At 53.8% G+C, this 23,975-nt stretch carries 22 protein-coding genes and 2 pseudogenes; 18 read left to right on the forward strand and 6 right to left on the reverse strand.

Going from position 1 to position 23,975, the window contains the following annotated elements; translation table 11 throughout:
* Nucleotides 1–11 precede the first annotated feature (11 nt).
* A complete protein-coding gene (locus NNL35_RS05695) occupies nucleotides 12–1,370 on the forward strand; it encodes a nucleotide sugar dehydrogenase (RefSeq protein WP_040734133.1) in 1,359 nt (452 codons plus the stop codon).
* On the forward strand, nucleotides 1,357–2,304 hold the full coding sequence (locus NNL35_RS05700; RefSeq protein WP_006679426.1) for an SGNH/GDSL hydrolase family protein: 948 nt from the start codon (nucleotides 1,357–1,359) through the stop codon (nucleotides 2,302–2,304). Before NNL35_RS05695 ends, NNL35_RS05700 begins: the two co-directional genes overlap by 14 nt.
* Nucleotides 2,305–3,042: 738 nt before the next feature.
* On the opposite strand, the gene NNL35_RS05705 is transcribed toward NNL35_RS05700, so the two are convergent.
* Entirely contained in the window at nucleotides 3,043–3,210 is a 168-nt protein-coding gene (locus tag NNL35_RS05705) for a hypothetical protein (protein WP_254553017.1), read from the reverse strand.
* A gap of 280 nt (nucleotides 3,211–3,490) precedes the next feature.
* Between NNL35_RS05705 and NNL35_RS05710 the strand changes: the two genes are divergently transcribed.
* On the forward strand, nucleotides 3,491–4,147 hold the full coding sequence (locus NNL35_RS05710; protein WP_254553019.1) for a stalk domain-containing protein: 657 nt from the start codon (nucleotides 3,491–3,493) through the stop codon (nucleotides 4,145–4,147).
* 318 nt (nucleotides 4,148–4,465) lie between these two features.
* Here the strand turns inward: NNL35_RS05710 and NNL35_RS05715 are convergent.
* From NNL35_RS05715 to NNL35_RS05730, 4 genes and pseudogenes are all read right to left on the reverse strand, one after another.
* Nucleotides 4,466–5,169, reverse strand: a pseudogene (locus NNL35_RS05715) (Crp/Fnr family transcriptional regulator).
* 71 nt (nucleotides 5,170–5,240) lie between these two features.
* On the reverse strand, nucleotides 5,241–5,405 hold the full coding sequence (gene rd / locus NNL35_RS05720; RefSeq protein WP_006679878.1) for a rubredoxin: 165 nt from the start codon (nucleotides 5,403–5,405) through the stop codon (nucleotides 5,241–5,243).
* 15 nt (nucleotides 5,406–5,420) lie between these two features.
* On the reverse strand, nucleotides 5,421–6,641 hold the full coding sequence (locus NNL35_RS05725) for an NAD(P)/FAD-dependent oxidoreductase (RefSeq protein WP_006679877.1): 1,221 nt from the start codon (nucleotides 6,639–6,641) through the stop codon (nucleotides 5,421–5,423).
* 29 nt (nucleotides 6,642–6,670) lie between these two features.
* A complete protein-coding gene (locus NNL35_RS05730) occupies nucleotides 6,671–7,906 on the reverse strand; it encodes an FprA family A-type flavoprotein (RefSeq protein WP_006679876.1) in 1,236 nt (411 codons plus the stop codon).
* A 357-nt stretch (nucleotides 7,907–8,263) separates the two neighbouring features.
* On the opposite strand from NNL35_RS05730, the gene NNL35_RS05735 reads away from it, so the two are divergent.
* From NNL35_RS05735 to NNL35_RS05785, 11 genes and pseudogenes are all read left to right on the forward strand, one after another.
* On the forward strand, nucleotides 8,264–8,605 hold the full coding sequence (locus NNL35_RS05735; protein ID WP_006679875.1) for a cupin domain-containing protein: 342 nt from the start codon (nucleotides 8,264–8,266) through the stop codon (nucleotides 8,603–8,605).
* A gap of 135 nt (nucleotides 8,606–8,740) precedes the next feature.
* Nucleotides 8,741–9,301 (forward strand): RNA polymerase sigma factor, encoded by a 561-nt coding sequence (locus NNL35_RS05740; RefSeq protein WP_006679874.1) that lies wholly within the window; start codon nucleotides 8,741–8,743, stop codon nucleotides 9,299–9,301.
* 300 nt (nucleotides 9,302–9,601) lie between these two features.
* Entirely contained in the window at nucleotides 9,602–10,096 is a 495-nt protein-coding gene (locus NNL35_RS05745) for a zinc ribbon domain-containing protein (protein ID WP_006679872.1), read from the forward strand.
* Nucleotides 10,093–10,710 (forward strand): CPBP family intramembrane glutamic endopeptidase, encoded by a 618-nt coding sequence (locus tag NNL35_RS05750; RefSeq protein WP_006679871.1) that lies wholly within the window; start codon nucleotides 10,093–10,095, stop codon nucleotides 10,708–10,710. Before NNL35_RS05745 ends, NNL35_RS05750 begins: the two co-directional genes overlap by 4 nt.
* A 99-nt stretch (nucleotides 10,711–10,809) precedes the next feature.
* Nucleotides 10,810–11,133 (forward strand): hypothetical protein, encoded by a 324-nt coding sequence (locus NNL35_RS05755; RefSeq protein ID WP_006679870.1) that lies wholly within the window; start codon nucleotides 10,810–10,812, stop codon nucleotides 11,131–11,133.
* Between the two features lie 195 nt (nucleotides 11,134–11,328).
* Entirely contained in the window at nucleotides 11,329–12,330 is a 1,002-nt protein-coding gene (gene uvsE / locus NNL35_RS05760) for a UV DNA damage repair endonuclease UvsE (protein WP_006679869.1), read from the forward strand.
* 118 nt (nucleotides 12,331–12,448) lie between these two features.
* Complete coding sequence (fabI, locus tag NNL35_RS05765) at nucleotides 12,449–13,219, forward strand: enoyl-ACP reductase FabI (protein WP_006679868.1); 771 nt, start codon at nucleotides 12,449–12,451, stop codon at nucleotides 13,217–13,219.
* Between the two features lie 227 nt (nucleotides 13,220–13,446).
* Nucleotides 13,447–14,304: an inositol monophosphatase family protein gene (locus NNL35_RS05770; protein ID WP_006679867.1), complete on the forward strand. Its 858-nt coding sequence runs from the start codon at nucleotides 13,447–13,449 to the stop codon at nucleotides 14,302–14,304.
* A gap of 160 nt (nucleotides 14,305–14,464) precedes the next feature.
* Nucleotides 14,465–14,719 (forward strand): hypothetical protein, encoded by a 255-nt coding sequence (locus NNL35_RS05775; protein WP_006679866.1) that lies wholly within the window; start codon nucleotides 14,465–14,467, stop codon nucleotides 14,717–14,719.
* Nucleotides 14,720–14,894: 175 nt separating this feature from the next.
* Nucleotides 14,895–16,313 carry a sulfatase family protein gene (locus NNL35_RS05780; protein ID WP_006679865.1) on the forward strand — a complete coding sequence of 473 codons (1,419 nt, stop codon included), beginning with the start codon at nucleotides 14,895–14,897 and terminating at the stop codon, nucleotides 16,311–16,313.
* A 167-nt stretch (nucleotides 16,314–16,480) separates the two neighbouring features.
* A pseudogene (locus NNL35_RS05785) lies at nucleotides 16,481–16,594 on the forward strand (cupin domain-containing protein); the annotation flags it as partial.
* Between the two features lie 1,036 nt (nucleotides 16,595–17,630).
* Here NNL35_RS05785 and NNL35_RS05790 read toward each other — a convergent pair.
* Complete coding sequence (locus NNL35_RS05790; RefSeq protein WP_006679863.1) at nucleotides 17,631–18,986, reverse strand: C39 family peptidase; 1,356 nt, start codon at nucleotides 18,984–18,986, stop codon at nucleotides 17,631–17,633.
* A gap of 183 nt (nucleotides 18,987–19,169) precedes the next feature.
* On the opposite strand from NNL35_RS05790, the gene NNL35_RS05795 reads away from it, so the two are divergent.
* The 4 genes from NNL35_RS05795 to NNL35_RS05810 all read left to right on the forward strand — a co-directional run bounded on the left by NNL35_RS05795 (nucleotide 19,170) and on the right by NNL35_RS05810 (nucleotide 23,910).
* Nucleotides 19,170–19,811, forward strand: a complete 642-nt coding sequence (locus NNL35_RS05795; RefSeq protein WP_006679862.1) for an RNA polymerase sigma factor — start codon at nucleotides 19,170–19,172, stop codon at nucleotides 19,809–19,811.
* The gene (locus tag NNL35_RS05800; protein WP_006679861.1) at nucleotides 19,759–21,462 is read left to right on the forward strand and encodes a DUF4179 domain-containing protein; all 1,704 of its coding nucleotides are present in this window, start codon (nucleotides 19,759–19,761) and stop codon (nucleotides 21,460–21,462) included. Before NNL35_RS05795 ends, NNL35_RS05800 begins: the two co-directional genes overlap by 53 nt.
* 243 nt (nucleotides 21,463–21,705) lie before the next feature.
* Nucleotides 21,706–22,503 (forward strand): hypothetical protein, encoded by a 798-nt coding sequence (locus NNL35_RS05805; protein ID WP_006679860.1) that lies wholly within the window; start codon nucleotides 21,706–21,708, stop codon nucleotides 22,501–22,503.
* Between the two features lie 36 nt (nucleotides 22,504–22,539).
* Nucleotides 22,540–23,910, forward strand: coding sequence for an ABC transporter substrate-binding protein (locus tag NNL35_RS05810; protein WP_006679859.1), 1,371 nt, complete (start codon nucleotides 22,540–22,542; stop codon nucleotides 23,908–23,910).
* Nucleotides 23,911–23,975 lie beyond the last annotated feature (65 nt).

Consider the following 23,975-nt stretch of genomic DNA (forward strand, 5'->3'; position numbering starts at 1 on the left):
AGCCTGTGAACATGTATGCCGCCAATTTGAAACACAACATCGAAAATCAATCGTCTGTCGTCGGAGTCATCGGTCTCGGATATGTCGGTCTTCCGCTTGCGGTCGAGATGTGCAAGCAAGGGTTCCGCGTCATCGGAATTGACTTGAATCCTTCCAAGATCGCCAGCATCCGCAAAGGGCACTCCTACATTAAGGACGTCAGCGATGAGACGCTGCAACAATGCATGGACACAGGACGGTTCATGGCTACGAACGAATACGAGCATATCCGCGAGATGGATGCGGTCAGCATTTGCGTCCCGACGCCGCTGAGCGAGAATCAGGATCCGGACACGTCGTACATTACGCAAGTCGTGGATCAATTGAAGCAGTATATGAAGAAGGGGACCCTCATTACGCTGGAGAGCACGACTTATCCGGGTACGACGGAGGAGCTCATTCAACGGGAGATCGAGAAGCTAGGCTACCGCGCGGGAGAGGATTTCTTCCTCTGCTTCTCGCCGGAGCGGGTCGATCCTTCTAACACAAAATACAATACGTTCAACACGCCGAAGGTCATCGGCGGCGCCACCCCGACCTGCCTGGAGCTGGGGGCTGCGCTCTACAGCCGCGTCGTCATGAAGGTCGTGCCGGTCTCGTCCACGAAGGTGGCCGAAATGTCCAAGCTGCTGGAGAACACGTTCCGCAGCATCAATATCGCCTTCATCAACGAGATGGCGATGATGTGCGACCGGATGAGCATCGACATCTGGGAAGTCATCGAAGCGGCTTCGACGAAGCCGTTCGGATTCATGCCATTCTACCCGGGACCAGGCATCGGCGGCCACTGCATCCCGCTTGATCCGATGTACCTGTCCTGGAAGGCGAAGGGCTTCCGCTTCTACAGCAAATTCATCGATATCGCCCAATCGATCAATGCGAACATGCCTTACTATGTCGTGGAGAAGGCCGGACGGATTCTGAACCAGAGCTCCAAATCGCTCAATCATTCCAAGATCCTCATCCTCGGGATGGCGTACAAATCCGACATCGACGATCTCCGGGAGTCGCCGGGACTGGAAGTGTACGAGCTGTTCAAGGCGAGCGGCGCCAATGTCGATTACTACGATCCGCATGCTACTCACTTCATTAGCAAGTCGGGCAAAATGGTGCGTACTATCGACTACAATCTTGAGGACTTCGGAACGTATGACTGCATGGTGCTGATTACGAGTCACCAGTCATTCGATTATGAAGTGCTGGCGGATCTGGGCATTCCGATTCTGGATACCCGCAACGCCTTCAAGGGCATTGAGCGGCCGAATATTTTCAAGCTGGGCAATTCGGTGCAGCAAATTCAGAGCGAGTGGGATCAGGTTGTTCTGGTCTAGACCGCTTCTATGGCTGTTCCGTCGGAGCGAGGAAGGCGGTTGGCGGCCCTCGTTCCTTACCGGGCAGCACGGGCTGAAGGTGGCCGTGCTGCTCTGCTATATGGTGGTCGCTCCTCTGCTGCTCAGCCAGGCCGGAACGGAGAATACGCGGGCGACCTGGCTGTGGGAGACGAAGTGGATGGCGGAAGTGCCGGCCGAGGTCGTCTCCTTTGCCCAGGAGCAGCGGATCAATCTGATCTATCTGCAGATTGATCAGGAGCAGGAAGCGGAGTCTTACCGCCGCTTCATCCGCATGGCCCGCGAGGCCGGCATCCAGGTGCATGCCCTCGAAGGGAAGCCCGAGTGGGCCAAGCCCGACCGCCGTGAGGAGGGCGTCGGCTTCATCCGCTGGGTCCGCGATTACAATGCGGCCGTTCCGGAGGAGGAGCGGTTCAGCGGCGTCCATTTCGATGTCGAGCCTTATCTCCTGCCGGGCTGGAAGGAGGAGCAGGCCCGCATCGTGAAGGAGTGGTCGGACAGTATGGACCGCTGGATTCGTGAGGCCCGGGATGCGGGGCTGTTCATCGCGGCCGACGTGCCCTTCTGGCTGGACAAGATTCCGGCGCCAGGGGATGAGGTCTCGATGAGCGTCTGGGTGCAGGAACGGTTCGACGCCATCACGATTATGGCGTACCGCAACCACGTCAATGCGATCTATGACGTGGCCGCCGCCGATCTGAGCATCGGGGAGCGGCTGAACCGGCCGGTCCTCGTCGGCGTCGAGCTGGGCCAGACCGACGAAGGCGAGAGCGTGTCGTTCCATGGCCAGTCGGAGCATTATTTTGCTTACCATCTTCGGGCGCTGGAGCAGCAGGGCGGAAGCCATCCGTCCTTCGCCGGCGTCGCCATCCATCATCTGAGGGCATGGTACGACAAGGTGTATGGAGCGGAATGAAGAAAATAGATTATTGCAAATAAGATGAGGGGCTGAATAATCCGGCCCCTCGATATTGTAATCATTTGATACCCAGCAAAGGATAAAGTGCCTGTAATCACTGATCTCATTATTCCAAAGTCGGCATGAAACGTTGGTGCTCCACTATCCCCTTTAGCTGCTTTAGCCTTTACAACTCTCATTTGTGAGTAACGAATACCTGGATTCTCTTCATCAAGGGTAAAATACCGGTTTGTAACGAGTTCACCGCAGGTAATTTCCGTTGTATCGCCAGATATACATATGATAGAACATAGAACTTCTTCGTCTTCTCTCTCCCAACCATTGATAGACAGGCTTTCAACTCGATTGTTATAAATAAACTTGCCTGCCTCTGATGAAGAAATTGGAATGCTGAGAGCATCAGATAAACTTGGTCAATGTCCTGCTGTAAAATATAATAATACCGTCCTCCCCTATAAGCAGTAAATGCTCCTGTACATCATTGGCACTTTATTTTGACTCGTCCCCCAGTAGAAAAAATTGATGTAAAACGCTCTAAGTGCCAATTTTTTCTTAGGAAAATGGACAATCTCCACCCCCTCGCAAAAAAAATGGGGGGTTCCAATGGTCTGAAAACAGCACAATTTCCCTAGACACGTCTATCCGGTAAGCGGAATCCGCAGAACTGCACGATTTCTCCAGACACGTCTATCCGGTAGGCGAATCCGCAAAACTGCATGATTTCTCCAGACACGCTTATTCGGTAAGCGAAATCCTGCGCAAATACAGCAATTCGTAATGGACGACCTCACTAGAAAGGGGATCCTGCAAAACGGCAGGAATTTCACCCGTTTCGCTTCGACTTGGAGCAAAAGGGCCTAAAATGATGTAGATATGCAGCAATTCCTCGTGATGTGGACTCATTGAGCCAAAATTCCTGTAAAATAGCAGCAATTCCCTCCACCGTTCAAGCCCCAGGGGCAACGATGCCTCCAGAGGGCGATGATGCCCCCAGGATCCGAGCGTTTATCCAATTTCGGCTGTAATATTTACTTGAATGAAAAAAGAGTGAGGATGTGAGAAAGCATATGAGAAAATTTTTTCTATGTACGATTATCATTTTCCTTGTTTCAAATTTGGCAGTGTAGTGAAGGCGGAAGTTCAGAAAGGACAAAAAATAAGCGATAACGTACTCAAATCAGATGTGACGATAAAAGTGAACAACAATGTAGTCGAAGCGGATGAAGAGTCTTCTCTTCTTCATTACAAGGGACGAACCTATCTGCCGCTTCGCGCCGTTGCCCAGGCGATGGGCGGATGGGTCAGTTACGATCCGCGAACGAAGCGGATTGATATCGATCATCAGCCGATGAAGACGATGAAATCGAGCAAGAACGCGAGGACCCGGAAGGGAAACTTCACGTTGTCGCTCTATTCATCGAAGACCGTATATAAGGCAGGAGAGCCGATAGACATCTGGTCGACGCTACAATATGAAGGTGATGATCGTATAGAAATCATTCATCCGAATCGGATGATACTCTATTCCATTCGGGACGAAGCGGGGCAAGCTACAGAGGACATGACCCAGGTTGCGCGCAAGCAAACGGTATTCGAGCCGGGGGACATGGTGCTGGATGCCCTGAATTCCTTTCATTTGGTAACTTATAATTTTCTATATAATAGAGACACTGCACCGGAGGCTGTCGTAAACGATCCGTTCAGCGACAATGTAAGGCGCGCTTTCTTGCCAGCTGGCAAGTACCGAATTCTGGCTTATACTTCTTCATTGGAAGAGGAGGGAGCCGGAGAGAAGCTCGATGAACTGCGGGTGGAGTTGGAGATCGAGGTGCAGGAGTAAGCGGAGCAAGAGGTGTCAATGGTATGGAGTTCCTGGGCCTGCACGCTGGCGGACCCAGGATTGGGCATTGTCCAACGGGCGCGAGAATTTGAGCCGTGTCGGAGGCATGCCCTCAGAAGCAGGGGACGGGATTCAAGCGTATAACGAGCGGGCTGCGGAATTGGAATGCCGACAGGAAATTCCATAGTGCTGATTACGGAGGGTGAATGGTAACCCGTAGGCCGGGCACTTTACAAGTGCCTCTGCCCTACGGGCTGCTAAGGGGGTGCTTGGCCTTAGATGGAAGTGAATAGAGGGGATTGCAGCTCCATATATGACCTAATCAATATATTCGTTGAGCTTTTGCGCATTCAGGATCGTGATTTCCCGAGTGCCTTTGATTTCAATGATACCCAGCCGTTCGAACTTGCTGAATTTGCGGCTGATCGTTTCCCGTGTCACGCCCACATAATTGGCCAATTCTTCGCGTGACAGGGGGAGTTCTATCTTGATCCGATCCTGCGCTCCTTGAACCGGTTTGCCGTATTTATTCCCGAGCTCCAGGATCATATAGGCAATACGTATTTCAGGGTCCTTGGTAGCCAGGCTTTGGGCCAGGTTTTCCGTATGCGCCAATCGTTTGGTCACCGTTTTGAGAAGCTTCCACGAAATGTCCGGGTTGTTGCGGACAAGATGCTCCATATCATCTCTGGTGAACATGCAAATGTCGGTCTTTTTCAGCGCATAGGCACTAAAATTACTCAATTCATCGCTATTGAATATATTCAACTCGCCAAAAAAATCACCGTTGGACAGGATATGCAAAATTTGCTCTTTTCCTTGAGGCGTCACTTTCAACAGCTTGACATGGCCTTGCTTAATAATGAACAAGGTGTCCGAAGGCTGTTCCTCCAGAACCACTCATACTTTCGATGTTTGATCATGGCGCTGACTTTAGCCAATTCCTCATCAGAAAGAGAGGCGAAAATAGGAACCTTGCGGGTGCAAGGCTCCTTGGCGTATTGGCAGGAATCTTCTGTCATCGTCTCCACTCCATTCCCTCTATCTGCTGCATATGCAGTCCGCAAACATGACCGCACATTATTTCATGCTGTTAGTTTTCAATAGGCGCGAATTGGCTCTTGTCTTCCCCGCACACTGGGCACACCCAATCCTCGGGAAGCTCCTCGAACGCGGTGCCAGGCAAAATATCTTCATCAGGATCGCCTACGCTTGGATCGTAAATATATCCGCAAGGCTGACATATATATTTTTTCATAATACTCTCTCCTTGTCATTGCAATCTTCTGGCGATTTCATTCATGACTTCCTCTATGCTGCAGCTTGCAACATCGATTCCATCCAGAGGAAGCGTTTCTTCAATAGCGGCTTTATACGGTAAGGAAGCGGCAGCGTTATCGAAGGCAATCGCTCCGCACAGGGAACCGCCTTTGATAAAAATCCGTCTGTAACGCCCTTGCGCCGAATCGGTTATGCTGGTATCGCACTGTTGTGCATCCACCAGACCGATAGAAAATAAGGGGGTGTTGAATGTGTTGGACAAAGTCATCGGAACCGGCCGCTGGTAAACCGCTTTGTGGTTGGCCATATTGGCCCCGGCCACTTGTCCCTGCTCAATGGCACTTCCCCACAGGCCGTCCACCTGGCCCTGGAATTCGGCGCAGTCTCCGGCGGCATAAATATGGCTATTGTTTGTCTGCATTCGCTCGTTGACGATAATGCCCGAACCGGCTTCCAGGCCTGCCTCGCGCGCAAGCGCTATGTTCGGAATGGCTCCAATCGAATAGACGATATGCTCGCAAGCGAGAATCGAGCCGTCTTCAAGCTCTATCCCGTCTGCGCGGCCTGCGCCAATGATGCGGGTGACGCCTTGACCCAGACTGACCTCCGCTCCGCATTCAACGGAATTTGTCATCAATATCGACGCAGATGGGGCGTCCAACTGCCGGGGCATTAGCCGCGGTCCGGCCTCGATAATCTTGACGGAATATCCGGCCTGGATAAGCGCCCAGGCTGTTTCCAACCCTTGAATGCCGCCCCCGATGACACAGACCCGGTCCCCGGTCTGCAAGGCTGCCTTGAACTTGTCCGCATCATGCCTGTCCCGAATGTTATGCACGTTGGGAAGGGAAGCACCCTCCAGACTCAGCTTGCGATTCGTGGCTCCTGTACATAGAAGAAGCTTATGATACGCTATCTCGCGGCCGTCAGCGGTTATAACCGCTTTTTTCTCGGTATGAATAGAAGAGATCCGGGTGCTGTCATGCACTGCAATTCGGTTTTCGCGGAACCATTTTTCTTTCTTGATTAGTATTTTTTCACTGTGCAAATCGGTAAACAAGCCTTTCGATAGCTTTACCCTGTTGTATGGAAGGGCCGGTTCTTCCCCAAAAATGGAGATTTGCGCTTCATTGTCATGATCTCTGATCGCTTTGGCTGCATGTACGGAGGCAACTCCGCTGCCCACAATAACATAATGGCGGTTCTCGGCCATATTCCTCTTCCTTTCCTTGCCTGATCTCATTAGACCGCACTAAGCAGCAAGTCCGAGATGAATTCGGCAGCATTTCTGATTTTTTTGATTTTGTCTTCCTCCTGTGGAGAGAAGCGCACGCGCACAGGGAATTCCACATGCGTCATGCCGGTTGACTTGATTACGCTGGAGGTGCTTTGTACGGTCATGTTCGTCTGATTCAAATAATCCTGAACCACCTCAATCGCCTCGCCGCTCCAACCGTAAGATCCGAAGGCTGCCGCAAGCTTTCCTGCCAGGTCCATCTTCTGCATTTTCTGCAGCAGGGCCTCCAATTTTCCGGTCATATCCGCATATTTCGTCGAACTGCCGACCAAGACGGCGTCCGCAGTCCCGATGCTGTGCAAGATGTCAGCCTCGTCAGCCTTGTCCACGTCCCACAGTTCGACGGCGATATTGTTTTCATGAAAGCAATCTCTCAAAATATGGGCCATTTTTTTGGTGTTATTTTTGAGCGTTGCATAGACGATGGTTACTTGTTTGCCGTCCTTCGTGTCGGTGCTGAGCTCGGCATACAAGCCGATGTACTTGGCGATGCCGCGCCGCAGTATAAAGCCATGGGAAGGGGCAATGATGTCGATCTCCAAATCCCGGATGGCTTCCATCAGTGTCCGGACATATCTTCGGTGCGGATGGATAATGGCCCGGTAATATCCAATGAAATCCTCCGTGATATCCAATTCCGCTTCATCGGCAAAGAGATGATCCACGGCGACATGGGTGCTGAAAATATCGCAAGGAAACAATATTTTATCCTCTATGCAATACGTGATCATGGTTTCTTCCGTATGCAGATAGGGTGTTTCTTTGAAGAGAAGCGTCTTGCCTCCGATATCAAGCTGATCTCCATCCTTGACCACCAGGTAATTGCGGTGGTGAAGCTTGTACATTTGTTGAATTTCCGGTACGGCAATTTCCGTACAGACAATCGTGGCATTGGTTGCCTTGGCAGCCAGCGCCGCCAGACCGCCTGAATGATCGGGTTCGGTATGGTTGATGACAATATATTGGATATCAAGCGGATCGATCATTTCCGATATTTTGTCGACGAACTCTCTTCCGAACGCGATATCTACCGTATCTATAACCGTTGGTTTACCGGTTTTGAGCAAATAGGAATTATAGGTTGTCCCTTTTGCTAACAGAAGACGATGAAAGGGAACCTCGCGGCGATCGATTTTTCCGACCCAGTAAATATCTTTGGACAGCTTATTTTCCGTGTGCATTTGACTAACCTCCTGCGGTTCAATTTGGATGACACCCTGATTCTATGCCTGCTTGCCGAAAAAAAAGAGGATTGAAATCAAATTTTCTGAAAATAACAAAAAGGGTCCGAAGCGAGGTGGTGACTTATTTCCGGTTTTGTGACTGTAATCACAAGTCGAAAATGCCAGTCCAATATACTAGAAGTAAATTCACATCCACCAGTTATGAAGAGGCGGTGTAAGAGAGTTTTTGTCAAGGAAATCAAGTGCAATGTGAATGGCGACGATTGCTGCGAATATGAAATTCGTTTTTAGAGAGAAAAGCGGCGTTTTGAACAGAAATTTAAAAAAACAACCTAAACAGGAGAGTGATTTTGAATGCAAAAGAGTAACCTGGCCCAGTTTCAGGAATATCAGGACAATAAATTTACGAAGCGCATTATTCACAAGGAAGCGGAAAATGTCATTTTTATGCTGAATTTTAGTCCGGGAGCCGAGCTGCCGACCCATAATCATCTGGGCGCCAACGTATATATTCTCGTTGTTGACGGGGCGGGCACCGTAATCAGCGACGGGACGGAAACTGCAGTAGCGGCAGGGGATGTCCTTCATATTACGGGAGATGAGCGCTTCTCTTATCGCAACGGCACAGACGCGGTGTCCAGCTTATATGTCGTCTTGACGAAAACGCCCGACGAGCGTTACGCCCAAAATATTTGAGAATTCCCAGAATAGTAAATCCCTTTGCGGTCACGAAGCGTGATTGCAAGGGGATTTTTATTTTTTTCCTAAATCAGTACGTTGCGGCGAACGAAAGAGACTGTCAGGCGTAATACAACATAAGGGGGGGAGGATGTGGGGAACGCGGAATCGGTCCGCTATGATTTGGAAACGGCGTTGGAACGATACAAGCATCCTCTCTACCGCTACTGTCTTCACCTATGCGGCTCGGCTTCGGATGCGGACGATCTGTTCCAAGACGTGTGGGTTCGCGCCTTGAAGCATTGGGATCGATATGATGGGAACAGGAGCCTGGAGAATTGGCTGTTCACCATCGCGACGAATCTGTACCGGGACCGCTATCGCAAGGCGAAGCGGTGGCTGGGCCGCATGAAGCAATATTTTAATCCGGAGCTCCAGCAGCGGGACATCGCGAATATTCCAGGGTCTGCGGATGACCCTGAAGACCTATTGATAGCTTCGTACCGCAAGGAACTGGTTCGCCGCGCGCTAAGCAGGCTCAAGGACGAGCATCGCATTCTCCTCGTGCTGTATTACTTCGAGGAGTGCACTTATCAGGAAGCGGCCGAGATATTGCGCATCCCGGAGGGGACAGTCAAATCCCGGCTGAATTCGGCGAAGAAGGCATTGAAAAGGGAAGTGGAGGTGGCAGAACGTGAAAGAGACGGAGATTGAGAATATTCTTCGGGAAATGGGCCGAGAACAAGCGCAGGTTCCTCCGCATGTAATGTTGCGCACGCGGGAGCGGATTCGAGCCAGATCCATGACGCCGGTTCTTATCGCGTCTCTGCTCTTAAGCGTGCTTGGTTATGGGGTTTTATCCTTATGCTTCGTGCACCTTATGCCTCATTTGCACTGGATCGGGTGGGGGATGCTGGGATACGCCATGATTACCGCGATCAATGCGGTGGTGATATGGGGGGCAGGCATGCTGAACCCTTCCATAAAGCGCTCCGGAACATGGAGGGATTGCTTATGAGAACGAAGCGCTTATTTATTGCGATCACGGCTATCGTCGCGATATTTGCAATCGGCATCGGCGCGTTCGGCATCGTGGAGATGTCGCGGGCCGGTGAGTATTTGTTGGCCTATGTCCTATTCCCGGGAGCGCTTCTGGCCATGGCGGCGCTGGTGCTCATCATTGGAAGATTTATATATAAAGATGCCGCCCGGCACGGCATGGATCCGTGGCTATGGATGACGATTGCGGTATACGTGCCGAACCTGATCGGAGTCATCTTATATTTTGTGGCCCGCAGCCGGAGCGAGGCCCCGGATCACGCTTCCATTCCATGCCGCAACTGCGGCCGCTTGTTGACTGACGATCAACTCTATTGTCCCCGCTGTGGAACGGAACGCGGACGGCTTTGCGAGCGGTGCCGGAACCCGCTTCATCCTTCGTGGGAATATTGTCCCGGCTGCGGGGCAGGCCCGTTCAAGCACGGACAAGAGATGAAGAGTAAGGAATGAATAAGATGAATATCGCATCCATAATGGTGAGCGCCATGCTTCAAGTCGGCCTATTCACAGCGATTCCGTTCGTATGGTGGTTGGTTACGGCCCGAAGACATCAGTCTTTCCTGCGCTGGCTTGGTTGGAAGAGGCCGGTGATCGAGCACAAAAAACGATTTTATTTGCAGCTGCTGAGCATTATTCTACTATTTACGCCAGTCATGCTGCTCCTGTATGTTTTTGTCGATTCATCGGATGCGGCCGTGTCGCAATTTTCCGGGCAAGGCGTATCTGCGCTCGTTCCCGTATTCTTCTATTCTTTTATTCAGACGGGGTTATCGGAGGAAATCGTCTTTCGGGGCTTCCTGTGCAAGCGCCTATCAGCAAAGACGGGATTCTTTGCCGGAAATATAATTCAAGCTTCGTTATTTGGATTGATGCATGGCGCATTGTTCTACTCTTCCGTACCGCTGTACGCAGCGATTGCCCTTGCAATCGCAACGGGGGGGATGGGATGGTTCATGGGATGGATAAATGAGAAAAAGGCGGGCGGCTCCATCCTTCCGAGCTGGTTTATCCATGGATTTGCCAACTTGGCCAGTTCTTTCGCTGCCATGGCAAACATCATCTAAGTTGGTCTTCTCGGGGCCGCTAGTGATTGCCCGGTTGCCACATCCCCTTCCATCATGGTTCAATATTAGAGAGATTATAACGCAAAGGAGCGGGGACGGATGGGATTTCAGACCGAGTTCAATTCCGTATGCAAGTTCAAGAAGGAGCAGGAATTATATGAACTGCTGGAATACGGACGCTGCAAAATGACCAAGGAAGGCTTCCGGATTTATCCGACCGGCCAGATGGTCATCGCTTATTCGCCGGACAATACAGCGGTTGCCATTGTGAAGATTAGCGCCTCCATCGCCGAGATTAATTTCCAGGGCGAGGAAGTGACGGCGGTCGAGATGGAGCTCGTCCGCAGACTGAACGAAGAAGAGTCCCGGGTTCAGACCGCTCTGGCCCATGAGATGTTCTTCGGCAATCCGAACCGCGCCTAGCTCCGCCTGCGCGTCATGGAATAGAAGCGCCAGCAGCCGGTTGTCTCGGCCGAGGGGCTTCTATTTTTGATCCGGGGCGAGAAAAGAGGAGTCAATGGACCGCGTGCCACGGTTCCGGTTGGGAGAAATAGGGCATTCTAGGAATAAGAACGCCTGCGCGCAGTATGCGCCGCAGAGGAAAAGGAGTCTGATTCCATGCTTGTCCGATTCGGGTACGTGGCCATGTCGATGCTGGTGGCGAACGCTTCCCCGTCTCGCACGATGACGTATAAGCGCTTCCAGGGGCTGGCCGATCGAGAGGCGGCGCTGCGCAAGCTGGAGCGGATTGCGGCGGAGAATCTGCATAATACCCTCCGGCTGCTAAAGCATAACCGCGCGCATGATATCCGGCTGTACCGCATGTCCTCGAAGCTGATTCCGCTGGTGACCCACCAGGAGCTGGCCGATTGGGATCCGTTCCCGGGGCTGCGGGATGATTTCGCTGCCATCGGGGATTATGCGAAGCGGCACGGCATGCGCCTGTCGTTCCACCCCGATCACTTCACCGTGCTCAGCACGACGCGGAAGGAAGTGCTGGAGAGCTCGAAGCGCGATCTGGCCTATCATCTTCGGATGCTGGAGGCGATGGGGCTCGACGCGCGGGCGAAGAACAATATCCACATCGGCGGCGCTTACGGCAACAAGCGAGCGGCCGGTGAGCGGTTCATCCGCCATGCAGGGGAACTGCCGGAAGAACTGCTGCAGCGTCTGACGCTGGAGAATGACGATAAGACCTTCACGGCGGCCGAGACATTGGCCGTCTGTGAGCGGCTCGGGCTGCCTATGGTGCTCGACATCCATCATCATCAGGTCAATAATGAAGGCGAGCCGCTGGAAGAGCTGTGGCCCCGCATCGCGAGGACATGGGAGACGCCGTATGCCCAGGCCGGCGCCTCGCCGGACGATCCGCTCCCGCCGAAGATTCACGTCTCCAGCCCGAGGAGCGAGAAGGATCCTCGCGGCCATGCCGACGAAGTCGATGTTATGCCGCTGCTTCATTTTTTGCGGATGGCTGCCGCCCATACGGAGCGGCTGGACGTGATGATTGAGGCGAAGCACAAGGATAAGGCCTTGTTCAAGCTGATGGATGATCTCGCCGCTTATGAGGGAGAAGGGGTTGCGCTCGCGGATCAGGCCAGCGTCCGAATCGCTCCATAATGGACTTCCACTTGAAAATGTGGCGAAAATACGATACGTTGGACACAGAACGTTTACCGCTTGATCGCGTCTCTGATGCGCGGTGAAGCGAGTGAGCGAGAGGAGGAAGGTTGAAGCAATGACTCAATTATTGGCAGGTAAAAATATCGTCGTCATGGGCGTAGCGAACGATCGCAGCATCGCTTGGGCGATTGCGCAGTCTTTAGCCGCTCAAGGCGCAAGATTGGCATTTACATATGAGAGCGAACGGGTAGAAGGCCGTGTGCGCAAGCTGGCGGAGACGATTCCGAATTCGATCATTCTCCCTTGCAACGTGACCGTCGATGAAGATATCGATGCGCTGGCAAGCCGCCTTCGGGAAGAATTCGGCACGCTGCACGGACTCGTGCACAGCATTGCCTTCGCGAAGACGGAGGAGCTGCAAGGGATGTATGTCGACACGTCCCGCGCAGGCTTCGCCCTGGCGAATGACATCAGCGCTTACTCGCTCGTCGCGGTGGCCCAGCGCCTGCATCCGCTGATGACGGAAGGCGGCAGCATCATGACGATGACGTATCTGGGCGCTGAGCGCGCGATGAAGAATTACAACGTCATGGGCGTGGCGAAGGCAGCGCTTGAGGCGTCGGTTCGCTATTTGGCGAACGATCTCGGACAACATAACATTCGCGTCAACGCCATCTCGGCCGGACCGATCCGCACATTGGCTGCGAAGGGCATCAGCGATTTCAACTCCATCCTCAAGGAAGTGGAAGAGAAAGCGCCGCTCCGCCGCACAACGGAAACCGCAGAGGTGGGCGACACCGCGATGTTCCTGATGAGCCATCTGTCGCGAGGCATCACGGGAGAAGTAATCTATGTAGACGGCGGTTTCCATATTATCGGAGTATAAGACGATAGTTACGGGACGCTGCAGCAGGCGTCCGCCTTGCGGGATCGATCTCATTCGAGGACGGTTCCTCAAGGCGGATTTTCTGTATCTTCCGGTGTAAAGGCAGGAACGAGACTCGCGGCGTGAAGGCAGGGCCGATCAAAAAATCTATGAAACTTGGCTGTGGCAGTAACGTATAATTGATGGGGTAGTTCGTTCCATTTTTTACAGAAAGTAGCGTGATTGTTTTGAATACGAAGGAAAAAGTTCCATACATCGTCTCCAGCAAAAGCCACACCGCGGTGGCGGTGAATTGCGCGGCGAAGGCAGGCGAATGGATCAAGAGCAAGCTTGGGCAGTTCAAGTCGCTTCATATAAAGTCATCCATGCACGACCTTGTTACGGAAGTGGATAAAGGCGCGGAGCAAATGATCCGCAGGCTGATCTTGACGCATTTTCCGGACCATGCCATTCTGGGCGAAGAAGGGGTGGAGCCGGGAAGCGACGCCTCCAAGCAAGCCTGGGAACAGGTCAAGGACGAGGAATATGTGTGGGTTATCGATCCGTTGGACGGCACGACGAACTACGTTCACGGGTTCCCGTTCTATTCCGTCTCAATCGCGCTGGCGCATCATGGCGAAGTCATCGTCGGCGTCGTCTATGACCCGATGCGCGACGAGCTGTTCGTCGCGGAGAAGGGCAAAGGCGCCTATGTGCATGGCCGCCGCATGCAGGTCGCGCCGGAGAAGGAATTGTCCGGCAGCCTGATTGCGAGCGGCTTCCCGACCGAGCGTACCCGCGCTCTGCCGGCCAATCTGGCGGGCATTCAGGCGCTGGCTCCGCAGGTGCGCAATATCCGCACGGCGGGCTCGGCTGCGCTGCACATGGCTTATGTCGCAGCCGGAAGGCTGACCGGATTCTGGGAGCTGAATCTCAATGCATGGGATTTGGCGGCAGGCAGTCTGCTTATTCGTGAATCCGGCGGACAGATCACCGACACGCACGGACAGCCGTATCATCTGGGCGTGCGCGATGTCGTCGCGAGCAACGGCGCCATCCATAACGCCTTCATCGGAGCGTTGGAGGCGGCGGAAGCGCAAGGGTAACAATCCGGCTTCTCATTGCGAACCGGTGAACCCGGCCGCTGTGGGTCCTTCGAGCCGCATGCCCGGGTGCGGGTTGACCGGTTGATCATCATGAGGAGTGTGTTTTCTCGAACAAGCCCATGGATTGGGTATACTACGGTATGAAGGAGGGGGATCGCTCATGCCCGAATCAGAGGAGCGCCGGCGGCTGGAAGCCCGGCTAAGCGAATATCTGACTGAAGGAGACATGGAGACGGAGGAGCAGGAGGAAGCGGTGCGGAGACGTCTTCCGCCCCGCACCGAGATCCGGATCCAGACGGCCCTCGACCCGATTGTCGAGGAGACGAAGAAGTATCGAAGCATGGCGAAGGAAATCGACAGCCGGTACGATGAGTATTTGAAGCGAGTGAAGGAAGACAAGCCGAAGGATTCGTGATTGCATGATGGGGACCTGTGCTGTAATACGGCAGGGTTCTCCCTGTCATGCGCACGAAGGGTTACCGTTAACATTTATTATAGTTTATAAGAAGGACAGGCTCTTCGCTGCATCAACATTATAATATATGGATGGTCTGGGCAGGAGCCGGCTCTGACCGAAGGAGTGGACAACGATGACGACCGCATCATACCGAAGACCGAACATATTATTTGTGATGTCAGATGACCATGCTTCCCACGCGATGAGCTGTTACGGCAGCCGCATCAACGAGACGCCTCATATCGACCGGATTGCGAATGAAGGGATCCGCTTCGACAACTGCTTTTGCACCAATTCGATTTGTTCACCGAGCCGGGCCTCTATCTTGACAGGGACCTACAACCATCTCAATGGAGTGAAATCGATCGACGATCATTTCGACGGAAGACAGCAGACGTTCCCGAAGCTGCTTCAGCAGCACGGATACCAGACGGCGATTGTCGGCAAATGGCATCTCGGACATGGAGGCCATGCCAATCCGACCGGCTTCGATCATTGGAGCGTCCTCGACGGGCAGGGCGAATATTTTAATTCCGAGTTCCTGGAGGCGAATGGCAGCCGCCGCATCGAAGGTTATGTAACCGATGTCATCGCAGACCTGTCGTTGGATTGGCTGCGGAAGCGGGACCCAGACAAGCCGTTCATGCTGATGTGCCATCATAAGGCGCCGCATCGGCCTTGGCAGCCGGATGAACGCCACAGCCGCATGTACGAGGACGTGGAGATCCCGTACCCGGAAACGTTCGATGACGATTACGCCAATCGCTCGCAAGCTGCTGTCGAAGCGAAAATGCGAATTGGGCGCGATATGGTCACGACCGATACGAAGGGAGATCCGCCGGAAGGGCTGACGGAGGAGGAAGTGAAGCGGTGGAAGTATCAGCGCTACATTAAGGACTATCTGCGCTGCGTGGCGTCGATTGACGACAATGTGGGACGGCTGCTCGATTATTTGGACGAGGAAGGAATTGCGGAGGATACCATCGTCATCTACACCTCCGATCAAGGCTTCTTCCTCGGCGATCACGGCTGGTTCGACAAGCGGTTCATGTACGAGGAGTCGCTGCGCATGCCGTTCATTGTCCGTTACCCGCGTGCGATTGCTCCGGGCAGCGTGACCGAGGCGATGGCGCTGAACGTTGATTTCGCGCAGACCTTCCTGGACTATGCGCAGATCGAGGCGCCTGCGGGCATGCAGGGATATTCCCTCCGGCCGATATGGGAAGGGGAGACGCCTGCCGATTGGCGGACCTCAATGTATTACCGGTATTGGATGCACCTGGACGAGCATCACAGCGTCTATTCGCATTACGGCATTCGAACGCACCGGTATAAGCTGATTTACTATTATGCGCAGGCTTTGGGCACGCCGGGTTCGGTCGACGAGAATCGGCCTCCGGAGTGGGAACTGTTCGATCTTGAGCAGGATCCTTGCGAAATGCGCAACGTATACGGTGAGCCCGGCTATGAGGCGGTGGTGAGCGAATTGAAGGCAGAGCTTCACCGGCTGCAGGCGGAAGTGCTCGATACGCCAGTTGAGGAAGTATCCTGATCGTAGATTGCGAACGGAGTTCCGCGTTGCTGCGGGCTCCGTTTTTTGGTTGGCGGATGATTGCCGGGAGGGCTATCGATCCGGGGACATATAGCCAACCAAGGCGGGAGGCCCGTATAATGGGGAAAAGCCGAAATAACGGAATACGGAATCAGGAGGCGGTACGCATGTGTCCGATTGGCCAATGGGAGACCGCCGAGCCGGGCGTTACCCGCAAAATATTGAACCCCGGACAATCGTTGATGATGATGGAAGTGCATTTTGAACCGAATGCGGAAGGTTAACAATACATAAACTGATGAAAGATGCTCCGGTTGGCCGGAGCGTTTTTTATTTTCCGCGTGTGGCGCGTGTTGTATCGCAGGGAGGGGAGGTAGAGGAGATGAGCGGAAGTTCGGCTTAGTCTAGGGGAGTTTTTCAGGGGCAAGGTCCGTAATGTATGGGGGCGTGTCCTTTTGTCCATTATCCCATTGGCTCATTCCCGTCTCTCAATTGCTAAGAAAAAGAACTGAATTTACAAGCATATACGAGATATTGAAGAAATGAAATGAACATATAAATGGAGTAGGCCAAAGTAAACGAAACTGCCTTAATACCGGGGGTGGATATGAGCGAACGGGATAGCGTTGTAAAGGGAAGTCGGGGATACGCTCGGTTATGAGGCATTGGGATAGTAACGTAAAGGGCCGCAAGTCATGAGGTGAGCTTATGAGCGAATGGGATAGTGATGAAAAGGGCACTTGGAGAATCGAACAGTTATGAGGCGTTGGGATCGTGATGAAATGAACTGTTCGATAATATCTAACAAGCAGATGGCGAAGGGATTCGGGCGGGATTCGGGCAGAAAGATATCCATTTTGGCGGAATGATTTGAATTTATTCCCTTTTATGGCATGATGGAGAGGAGGCCTCGCCGCTGGATTGAGGTTCAAACAATGACAACGTGGGTATATCATGTAGACACAGACAACCAGATTCGCTGCTTCATACCGCAGGACTATGTGCAGCCCGTTGGCAGTTGGGGGCAGGCATAGATTTGACAGGGGAGGTGGATGGAATGGGTGAACTGATTCCTTGGATGGTCGGATTGTTCATTTTGGTTGGCGCCGTGCTCTATGCGTTATGGTATTTCAATAGCCGGGTATCGAACCATCAAGACGAAGAAAATGTATAGGCACAAGAAGGGAAGGATGCGGAACGCGGATTCAAGTTCGGTACGCATCCGGTTCTGTTGACATTATATTATCCGCTCAAAAAGAAGCCCGAAGCTCTCCTGGCATCAGTCAGGAAGGCTTCGGGCTTGGTCGTTGATCCGCATCATTCCACGGACTCTTCCGGCGGCAAATAGGTGATGGCCTGGCTCCCCATCTGCTCCCAGCCTCTCTGGAAGGCGGAACGTCCGATGCGATCGCGCCGGCCGAGCGGATCATTGATATAGACATATTTCTCGTCATAGCCCGTGACGATGAAGGAATGCTCGAAGTAGGTGACGCGCACCGGGCCGTCCGGGGTCTCCCATGTGACCCAATATTTATCCGGCACCTCATCATACATCGTCGTGTGAATGACCCAGACCGGGGTGCCCTGCCCGACGATCCACAGCAGGTGCTCGACCGACGTGCCGGTCAAGTCGGCAATGCGGCCCGGCAGGTAGCGTTCGGCCAGCTCGGCAATCGGCTCATGGTAGACGCCGAGTCCCGGGTTGGCGAAGGTGTACATGTCACCGACGAATCCCTTATGCGGATTGCCGAAGTGTACCTTGCCGCCAGTTTTCTTATACGGCGTCGGGTCCCGGCGGATCTCCCGGGCGAGCTCCATCTTGTCGACGTCGACATCCGCCGTCTTCAGCAGCATAGCCAGGGCAGTCACTTCGCAGCCGCGCGGCAGCTCCGGCAACTGCAGAATGAGCGGCGCCCCGTTGTAGCGGAACGACTTCGGCGCCGGCTTCTCCGGGTCCCACATGACATGCTGCCCGCGATAGGTTACCCGGCGTCCGGGCGCCTGCCGGGCGTAAGCGACGGCGTCTTCCCAGCGGCGGAAGACGCGCTCGAAGCGCCCGCCAAGCTGGACGCCATAGGGCCCGAACGTATCATAGTCGATGTATTGGGACAATTCCTTCCGCCAGTCATTCCACTCTGCCTCATCTGGCGCATCATCGCGATTCCTGAGCGCGATCACGCCGTCCCGGGCGTAAATATTGCGCCCGAGCGCCTCGCTGACCGGGCGAAGCGGCACGTACGTCAACCCGTCCTTGACGTGCGGGGTCGTCTTGACCGGGGACGTGGCTCCCGCAATCTTGACTTCCGGCTTGTTCAGCCGGTAGGTGACCCGCGCTTCGTCTTTGGTGAAGGTGATCGTGCCTTTGGCTTCATCATAGGCCAGTTCGGCCTCCAGCTTCGAAGCGAGGAAGCGGGCGGGAACCAGGGTCTCGCCAGATTGCTGGTATGGCGATGCCTTGTTCTCCCGCTCATCGATCGGAACGAGGTAGCGGCCGACGTAGGCGGTATTGCTGTGCAGCATGAGGACGATATCGTCCGTAGGCATGCCGAACGAGAAGGACAGCCCGCCCTCTTTGAATTTGGAGGCGAACAGGAATTGTATCGGAAAGGCGCACAGCGCCAGTAATATCAGGAACAGCAGCCAGCGATTGAGCCGCCGAACGAATTGTGGCAATTTCAATATCCTCCTCAGACATACTCCCTTATGTATATCGGCAAATGGTCCGCATTTCATTAGCGGCCCCGATTTTTCAGACGGAGACGGGGGGATTTCTACGTTGCGGCGGCTTTGTTGCGAAAAAATTTGATAATAATGAACCTTTTCTCCCGCTAAGTTGTTACCTTAGTAGAGTAGAGCATGGGAAAGGTGGAGGGCCTGTTGACGGACAGGGAGTTTTTCGAGCGGTACAACACGGAAGTGTACAGGACCTGCTACTATATGCTGCGCGATGCGTCAGATGCGGAGGATATATGCCAAGAGGTGTTCGTAAAGGCGTTAACCTCGGGATGGCGGCAGGTGGAGCACCTCAAAACATGGCTTATGCGCATCGCCGTCAACCACTGCTTGAACCATCTGCGGCGGAGCAAGACGAGACGAATGAAAGAGAAGGTGCTGCTCTTGTTCCAGCGGGAGCAGGTGGAACCGTCGGTGCACGCCGTGGTGGAGCAGCAGGAGACGGAGGATGAATGGAAGCGCCGCATGGCGCGATTGCCGGATAAAATCAGGGTGGTCGTGACCCTTCGCTTCACGAATGATCTGGCGCTTAAGGATATTGCCGACATATTGGATATCCCGGTTGGTACGGTGAAGTCGCGCCTGAATCGGGGCCTGAAGCTGATGAAGGCCATGCTGGAGGAGTCGGGCCAGCTGGAGCCGGAAGGGATAGGAAGGCCGGGAGATAACAGCATACATAACCAGGTTAGAGACAGGAAGGAAGGTGCGAATAATGAGCAAGGAGACACGCGTGGAGACGGACCTTGCCCGGCGGCTCGGCGATGAGGGGGGCCACGACTATCCCGATTTCGATGCGATGTGGACAAGGATTGATCTGGCCAGACAAGAGTCGGAGGCTGAATCTGCAAGACGGCAAGGCCGGACGATGTTCCTGCGCGGACGCCGCTTGGCGGTCTTGTCGGCGGTCGCGCTGGTGCTGATCGCGACGCCGGTGCTGGCTTCCATGTCGGGACATTGGGATTTTACGTTCCGGCCGGGCGTGAAGTCGGCGCTGAACCACGGATTCGGGCAGACGATTGACAAGTCGGTTACGAACAACGGCGTCACATTTACGGTCGATTCGGCCATGTCCGATGACAACGGGACCACGCTGTTATACAGCTTCGATCCGGGGGACGAGGAGCCGCTGGAATGGAGATTCTCCGAGGTGGAATTGCGCACGGCTGACGGGGAACCCGTAGTGAAGGTGAATGATGTTCAATCGATGCGAATGAACTGGAAAAAGGGGTACTACTCACATATTTGGGATAAGGAAAATAAACGATATAACGGTTTTTTGGAAACGCCATGGACCTTCGACGGCAAGGAGACGGAACTGCAGCTTAGCGTGCGGGGACTGCAGGAGTATAACACCAAGCGGTTGCCGCTGGCTCTCGATCTGGCCGAGACTGGCGTGCAGACGTTCCCGGTTCAGGATGGCGGCATTGAATCCGCAAGCATTCAGATTTCGCGGGAAGCGGAAGGGAAAATGGTGCTCAAATCCCTCTATACGTATTGGGATGAGCGGATCGCGAATACGAATCTTCCCGCGATTCTGGTGAAAAAGGACGGGAAGCTCATGGAGCGATCCGGTACACGGGTCGGGCTCGATAACGGCAAGTGGGCGGAGCAAGAGATTTATCAGTTGGACGACATTCATCAGCAAAATATCACGTTCGAGCTCGCCTACATGACGCCGGGCAAGAAGATAGACGGCGAATGGAATCTCGGAGGGCTGCGGCTGAACAAGGAGAAGGCTTTGCATGCATCGGCGATCCGCACCCTGGACGTGCCGGTGCGAACGACGGAGGGAGAGGCCGTCGTCCGCAAGCTGTTCATTCGTCCGACAGGCATTCGGGTCGAGATTGAGCATGGCAATTCATACTCGCGGTTGCCTTATAAGGGCGTCTACTTGTCCGTTGGCGGCCGGAAGCTGGAAGGGGAAGAATGGTTAACGGACAATACGGGCGAGGGATCTCATTATGTGCAGACGTATGTGTTCGACGCTCCGCCTGATCTCCGCCTGACAGCGGATTTGCCGATGGAGTTGCTGCTGCAATATGAAGTAGAGGAAAAATGGGATTACAAACAACCGATCCTTCTTTCACATATTTCGGGCGAAAAGCAGACGTTGACGATGGACGTCGGAGAATATCCGGTGAGGTGGACCTACTACAAGCAGAACGGTGATCTGTATGTAGAAAGCGAAAGCTCGGACGAACGATTCGGCGGAATCAATCAGACGTTCATTCGCCAGGAAGATCGGCGCATCCCCGGACATATCCTGTTCGATTGGATACCAGGCGCCGGACTTAACGATAGCCTCAACAAGCGGGTGGACGTCTATCCCGGCTTTGAAGAAACGGAAGCGGAGATGTATATCTTTATGTATTTGGTCAGACATCCGGAACGGGAGTTAACAGTGAAGCTTCAATAAAGGGACGTTCTTCCTTCCGCGCTGCGGCAGCGATTGCGGAGAGCTTGCCGCAGCGCCGGACCGACCAGAGATTTCTGGTTGGTCTATTTTTTTGAACTATCTTCAAAAAAGTGAACCTATTCTCGCCTAGCTGTGTTTATAACATAGAGGCTTGCGCCTAAGGGATCCCAAAGCAATGCATTGCGGCCTGGCCTTGAACCGAAGATCGATCAAAAACGAAACGCTGGAGAGGGGAAATAGAACATGAAAAACATGACCAAAGCGGCGATTGCCGCGACGAGCTGCCTGCTGCTGTTCAATTCGATGCACATCGCCGCGGAGGCGGCGCCGGCCAACACGGCCAAGGAAGTGACGGTACTGGCCGCAGCGAAGGCACCTTCCGCCGCGGAGAAGAAAAAGGCGGTGGAGTCGGAAAAAGCGAAGTATGCCAAAATGAAAAAAAATCCGGGTGACTATTACATATTGTATGTAAGCGATAAGTCGCTTAATGGCGGCGATCACTTTTCCAACTATCTGAATATGTACAATTTCAAAAGCTATGAAGATTACATGAAAGTAGCATCCAAGCTGAAGACTCCCGTATTGAAGCGTCCGGACGGCTTGCCGGAAGGGTATAAGTTCACCAAAGCCAACATCGAGCCGCCGATTCTGGCCTATGGCGACAAGTATCGGAAAGAAGTGAAAGCGGAGGCCAAAGACAAAGCCGCTTACTTGAAGCTCATCAAATGGACGGAAGCGGGCCAGGTCGATCTCGAATTCAAGAACGGAAAAGATGTCGTGAAGCTCCAATTTAGCCTGATGAGCGCAGAGATCGCGAAGAAGCGCGGCAAGCAGAAAGATTACCACTTTACGGCGGCCGACGAATGGGATGAAGAGACGAAGAAAAAATCCCCTCAATCCGTTAAAAATATACTGAGCTGGACAGACAACCAATATCAATTTAACATTTCGACGAATCCGGAAAATCCATTGACGAAAGAAGAACTGATCGAGCTTGCGGAAAGCGCTGTCCAGCAGCCGGCCGGAGCGAAAGCCAAGTAACGTTTCCGCGTGGCCCAGTAAAGGAGAATGAAAACGATGATGCGACTATCCGCCATTGCCCAAAAAGGCTTGCTTCTGCTTGGGGTCGTCGTCTTGCTCAGCGGCTGCTTCGGGTCGAAGCCCGTCTTGGAAGAGCTTGGCGAGGAGGGCAAGGGAACGATAAAGATTCTTTATTATAACGAAGATGATTTTTACCGGGAATACGGAAATGCGTTCAACGTCAAGTTCCCCAATATCGAGTTCGATATTGTGAGCACGAAGGAGCTTATGGACAAAAGGAGAAGCGGCGAGGATTTCGATTACCGGAGCGAGCTGGCGAAATGGGTGGATCTCCATAAGCCAGACGTGCTGCTGCTTGGCGGGGACGAGTATGAAGAGTATGCACAGGCGGGCAAGCTGTTCAACCTGGAGCCGATCATCAAGCAGGAGCAGTTCGATGTGGACGGGTACATGCCCGGCTTGATTGACTCGCTGCGGGAGAAGGGGGGAGGCTCGCTTTATGGGCTGACGCCGAATTTCCTCACCAGCGTCATCTTTTATAATGCCGACCTGTTCGCCGAGCACGGCATCGAGCTGCCCCGCAGCGGCCTCTCCTGGCAAGAGCTGTTCGATCTGGCCGCTCGCTTCAAGGGCGCCGGCACGGCCGACGAACCCGTGTATGGATTGTACGCTGGCGATGGCGATGCGGCGGAACTGCTGGACAGCATCGCCCGGACGCTAAAGCTGCAGAGGTTCGACGCGCAAGGGGAGAGCGTGCTGCTGGAATCTGAGGGATGGAAGCAGGCGTTCCGCATGACTGCGGATGCGGTCCGCAGCCGTACGGTGAAGGTGCTTGGGGCGGGCGAGGCCCCGAGCTATCTCCCGTCCGATGATCTCTTCATGAACGGGCAGGCCGCCATGGTCATCGCGGGTTCAGGCTTGGCCTACAACATTAACGATCCATCGTACAGCAAGAAGGCGAAGAAGTTCGAATGGGGCATAGCGCCGGTCCCCGTAGACCCCGCGAATCCCGGAGAATCGCCATTTGCGTCTTATCGAGAGACGTTCGCCATATCGGCGGAGTCCGCGAACAAGCGGGCGGCTTGGGAATTCATCAAGTATGTCGCCGGGCCGGAGAGAGCAAGCGCGGATGCGCAAGGCATATTGTATCAGCTGCCGACTCGCATCGGCTACGTCAAGGACCTCAACGGGAAAAGCGCGGAACCGTTATACGTGCTGAAGCCGATGGATCGGAAATATGAACGCACAGACAAGAAGATTCCCAAGTCTTTTGACGACGCTTATGCGCCCCTGCTGAACGAAGCGCTGCAAGCCGTGATCGATCAGACGAGTTCGGTGGACGAGGCGTTGGCGAATCTGCAGCAGCAGGCGCAAGCGGCGCTTCAGGCGGCCCGCAGCGGCCAGTAGGGACCGGGAATCGACGCGGAACGAATGGGGACGGGCGGGCTTGCGTTCGCCTGTCACCATACATA

The sequence above is a fragment of the Paenibacillus dendritiformis genome (assembly GCF_945605565.1).
GTDB classification, from domain to species: domain Bacteria; phylum Bacillota; class Bacilli; order Paenibacillales; family Paenibacillaceae; genus Paenibacillus_B; species Paenibacillus_B dendritiformis_A.

Bases quoted from the DNA above. Each gene is read 5' to 3' on its own strand.
- NNL35_RS05810 (WP_006679859.1), top strand. From the start codon at position 22,540: ATGATGCGACTATCCGCCATTGCCCAAAAAGGCTTGCTTCTGCTTGGG.
- NNL35_RS05695 (WP_040734133.1), top strand. From the start codon at position 12: ATGTATGCCGCCAATTTGAAACACAACATCGAAAATCAATCGTCTGTC.
- rd (WP_006679878.1), bottom strand. From the start codon at position 5,405: ATGAAAAAATATATATGTCAGCCTTGCGGATATATTTACGATCCAAGC.
- NNL35_RS05805 (WP_006679860.1), top strand. From the start codon at position 21,706: ATGAAAAACATGACCAAAGCGGCGATTGCCGCGACGAGCTGCCTGCTG.
- NNL35_RS05750 (WP_006679871.1), top strand. From the start codon at position 10,093: ATGAATAAGATGAATATCGCATCCATAATGGTGAGCGCCATGCTTCAA.
- uvsE (WP_006679869.1), top strand. From the start codon at position 11,329: ATGCTTGTCCGATTCGGGTACGTGGCCATGTCGATGCTGGTGGCGAAC.
- NNL35_RS05800 (WP_006679861.1), top strand. From the start codon at position 19,759: ATGAGCAAGGAGACACGCGTGGAGACGGACCTTGCCCGGCGGCTCGGC.
- NNL35_RS05725 (WP_006679877.1), bottom strand. From the start codon at position 6,641: ATGGCCGAGAACCGCCATTATGTTATTGTGGGCAGCGGAGTTGCCTCC.
- NNL35_RS05755 (WP_006679870.1), top strand. From the start codon at position 10,810: ATGGGATTTCAGACCGAGTTCAATTCCGTATGCAAGTTCAAGAAGGAG.
- NNL35_RS05705 (WP_254553017.1), bottom strand. From the start codon at position 3,210: ATGAGTCCACATCACGAGGAATTGCTGCATATCTACATCATTTTAGGC.
- NNL35_RS05735 (WP_006679875.1), top strand. From the start codon at position 8,264: ATGCAAAAGAGTAACCTGGCCCAGTTTCAGGAATATCAGGACAATAAA.
- NNL35_RS05795 (WP_006679862.1), top strand. From the start codon at position 19,170: ATGGGAAAGGTGGAGGGCCTGTTGACGGACAGGGAGTTTTTCGAGCGG.
- NNL35_RS05775 (WP_006679866.1), top strand. From the start codon at position 14,465: ATGCCCGAATCAGAGGAGCGCCGGCGGCTGGAAGCCCGGCTAAGCGAA.
- NNL35_RS05745 (WP_006679872.1), top strand. From the start codon at position 9,602: ATGAGAACGAAGCGCTTATTTATTGCGATCACGGCTATCGTCGCGATA.
- NNL35_RS05780 (WP_006679865.1), top strand. From the start codon at position 14,895: ATGACGACCGCATCATACCGAAGACCGAACATATTATTTGTGATGTCA.
- fabI (WP_006679868.1), top strand. From the start codon at position 12,449: ATGACTCAATTATTGGCAGGTAAAAATATCGTCGTCATGGGCGTAGCG.
- NNL35_RS05730 (WP_006679876.1), bottom strand. From the start codon at position 7,906: ATGCACACGGAAAATAAGCTGTCCAAAGATATTTACTGGGTCGGAAAA.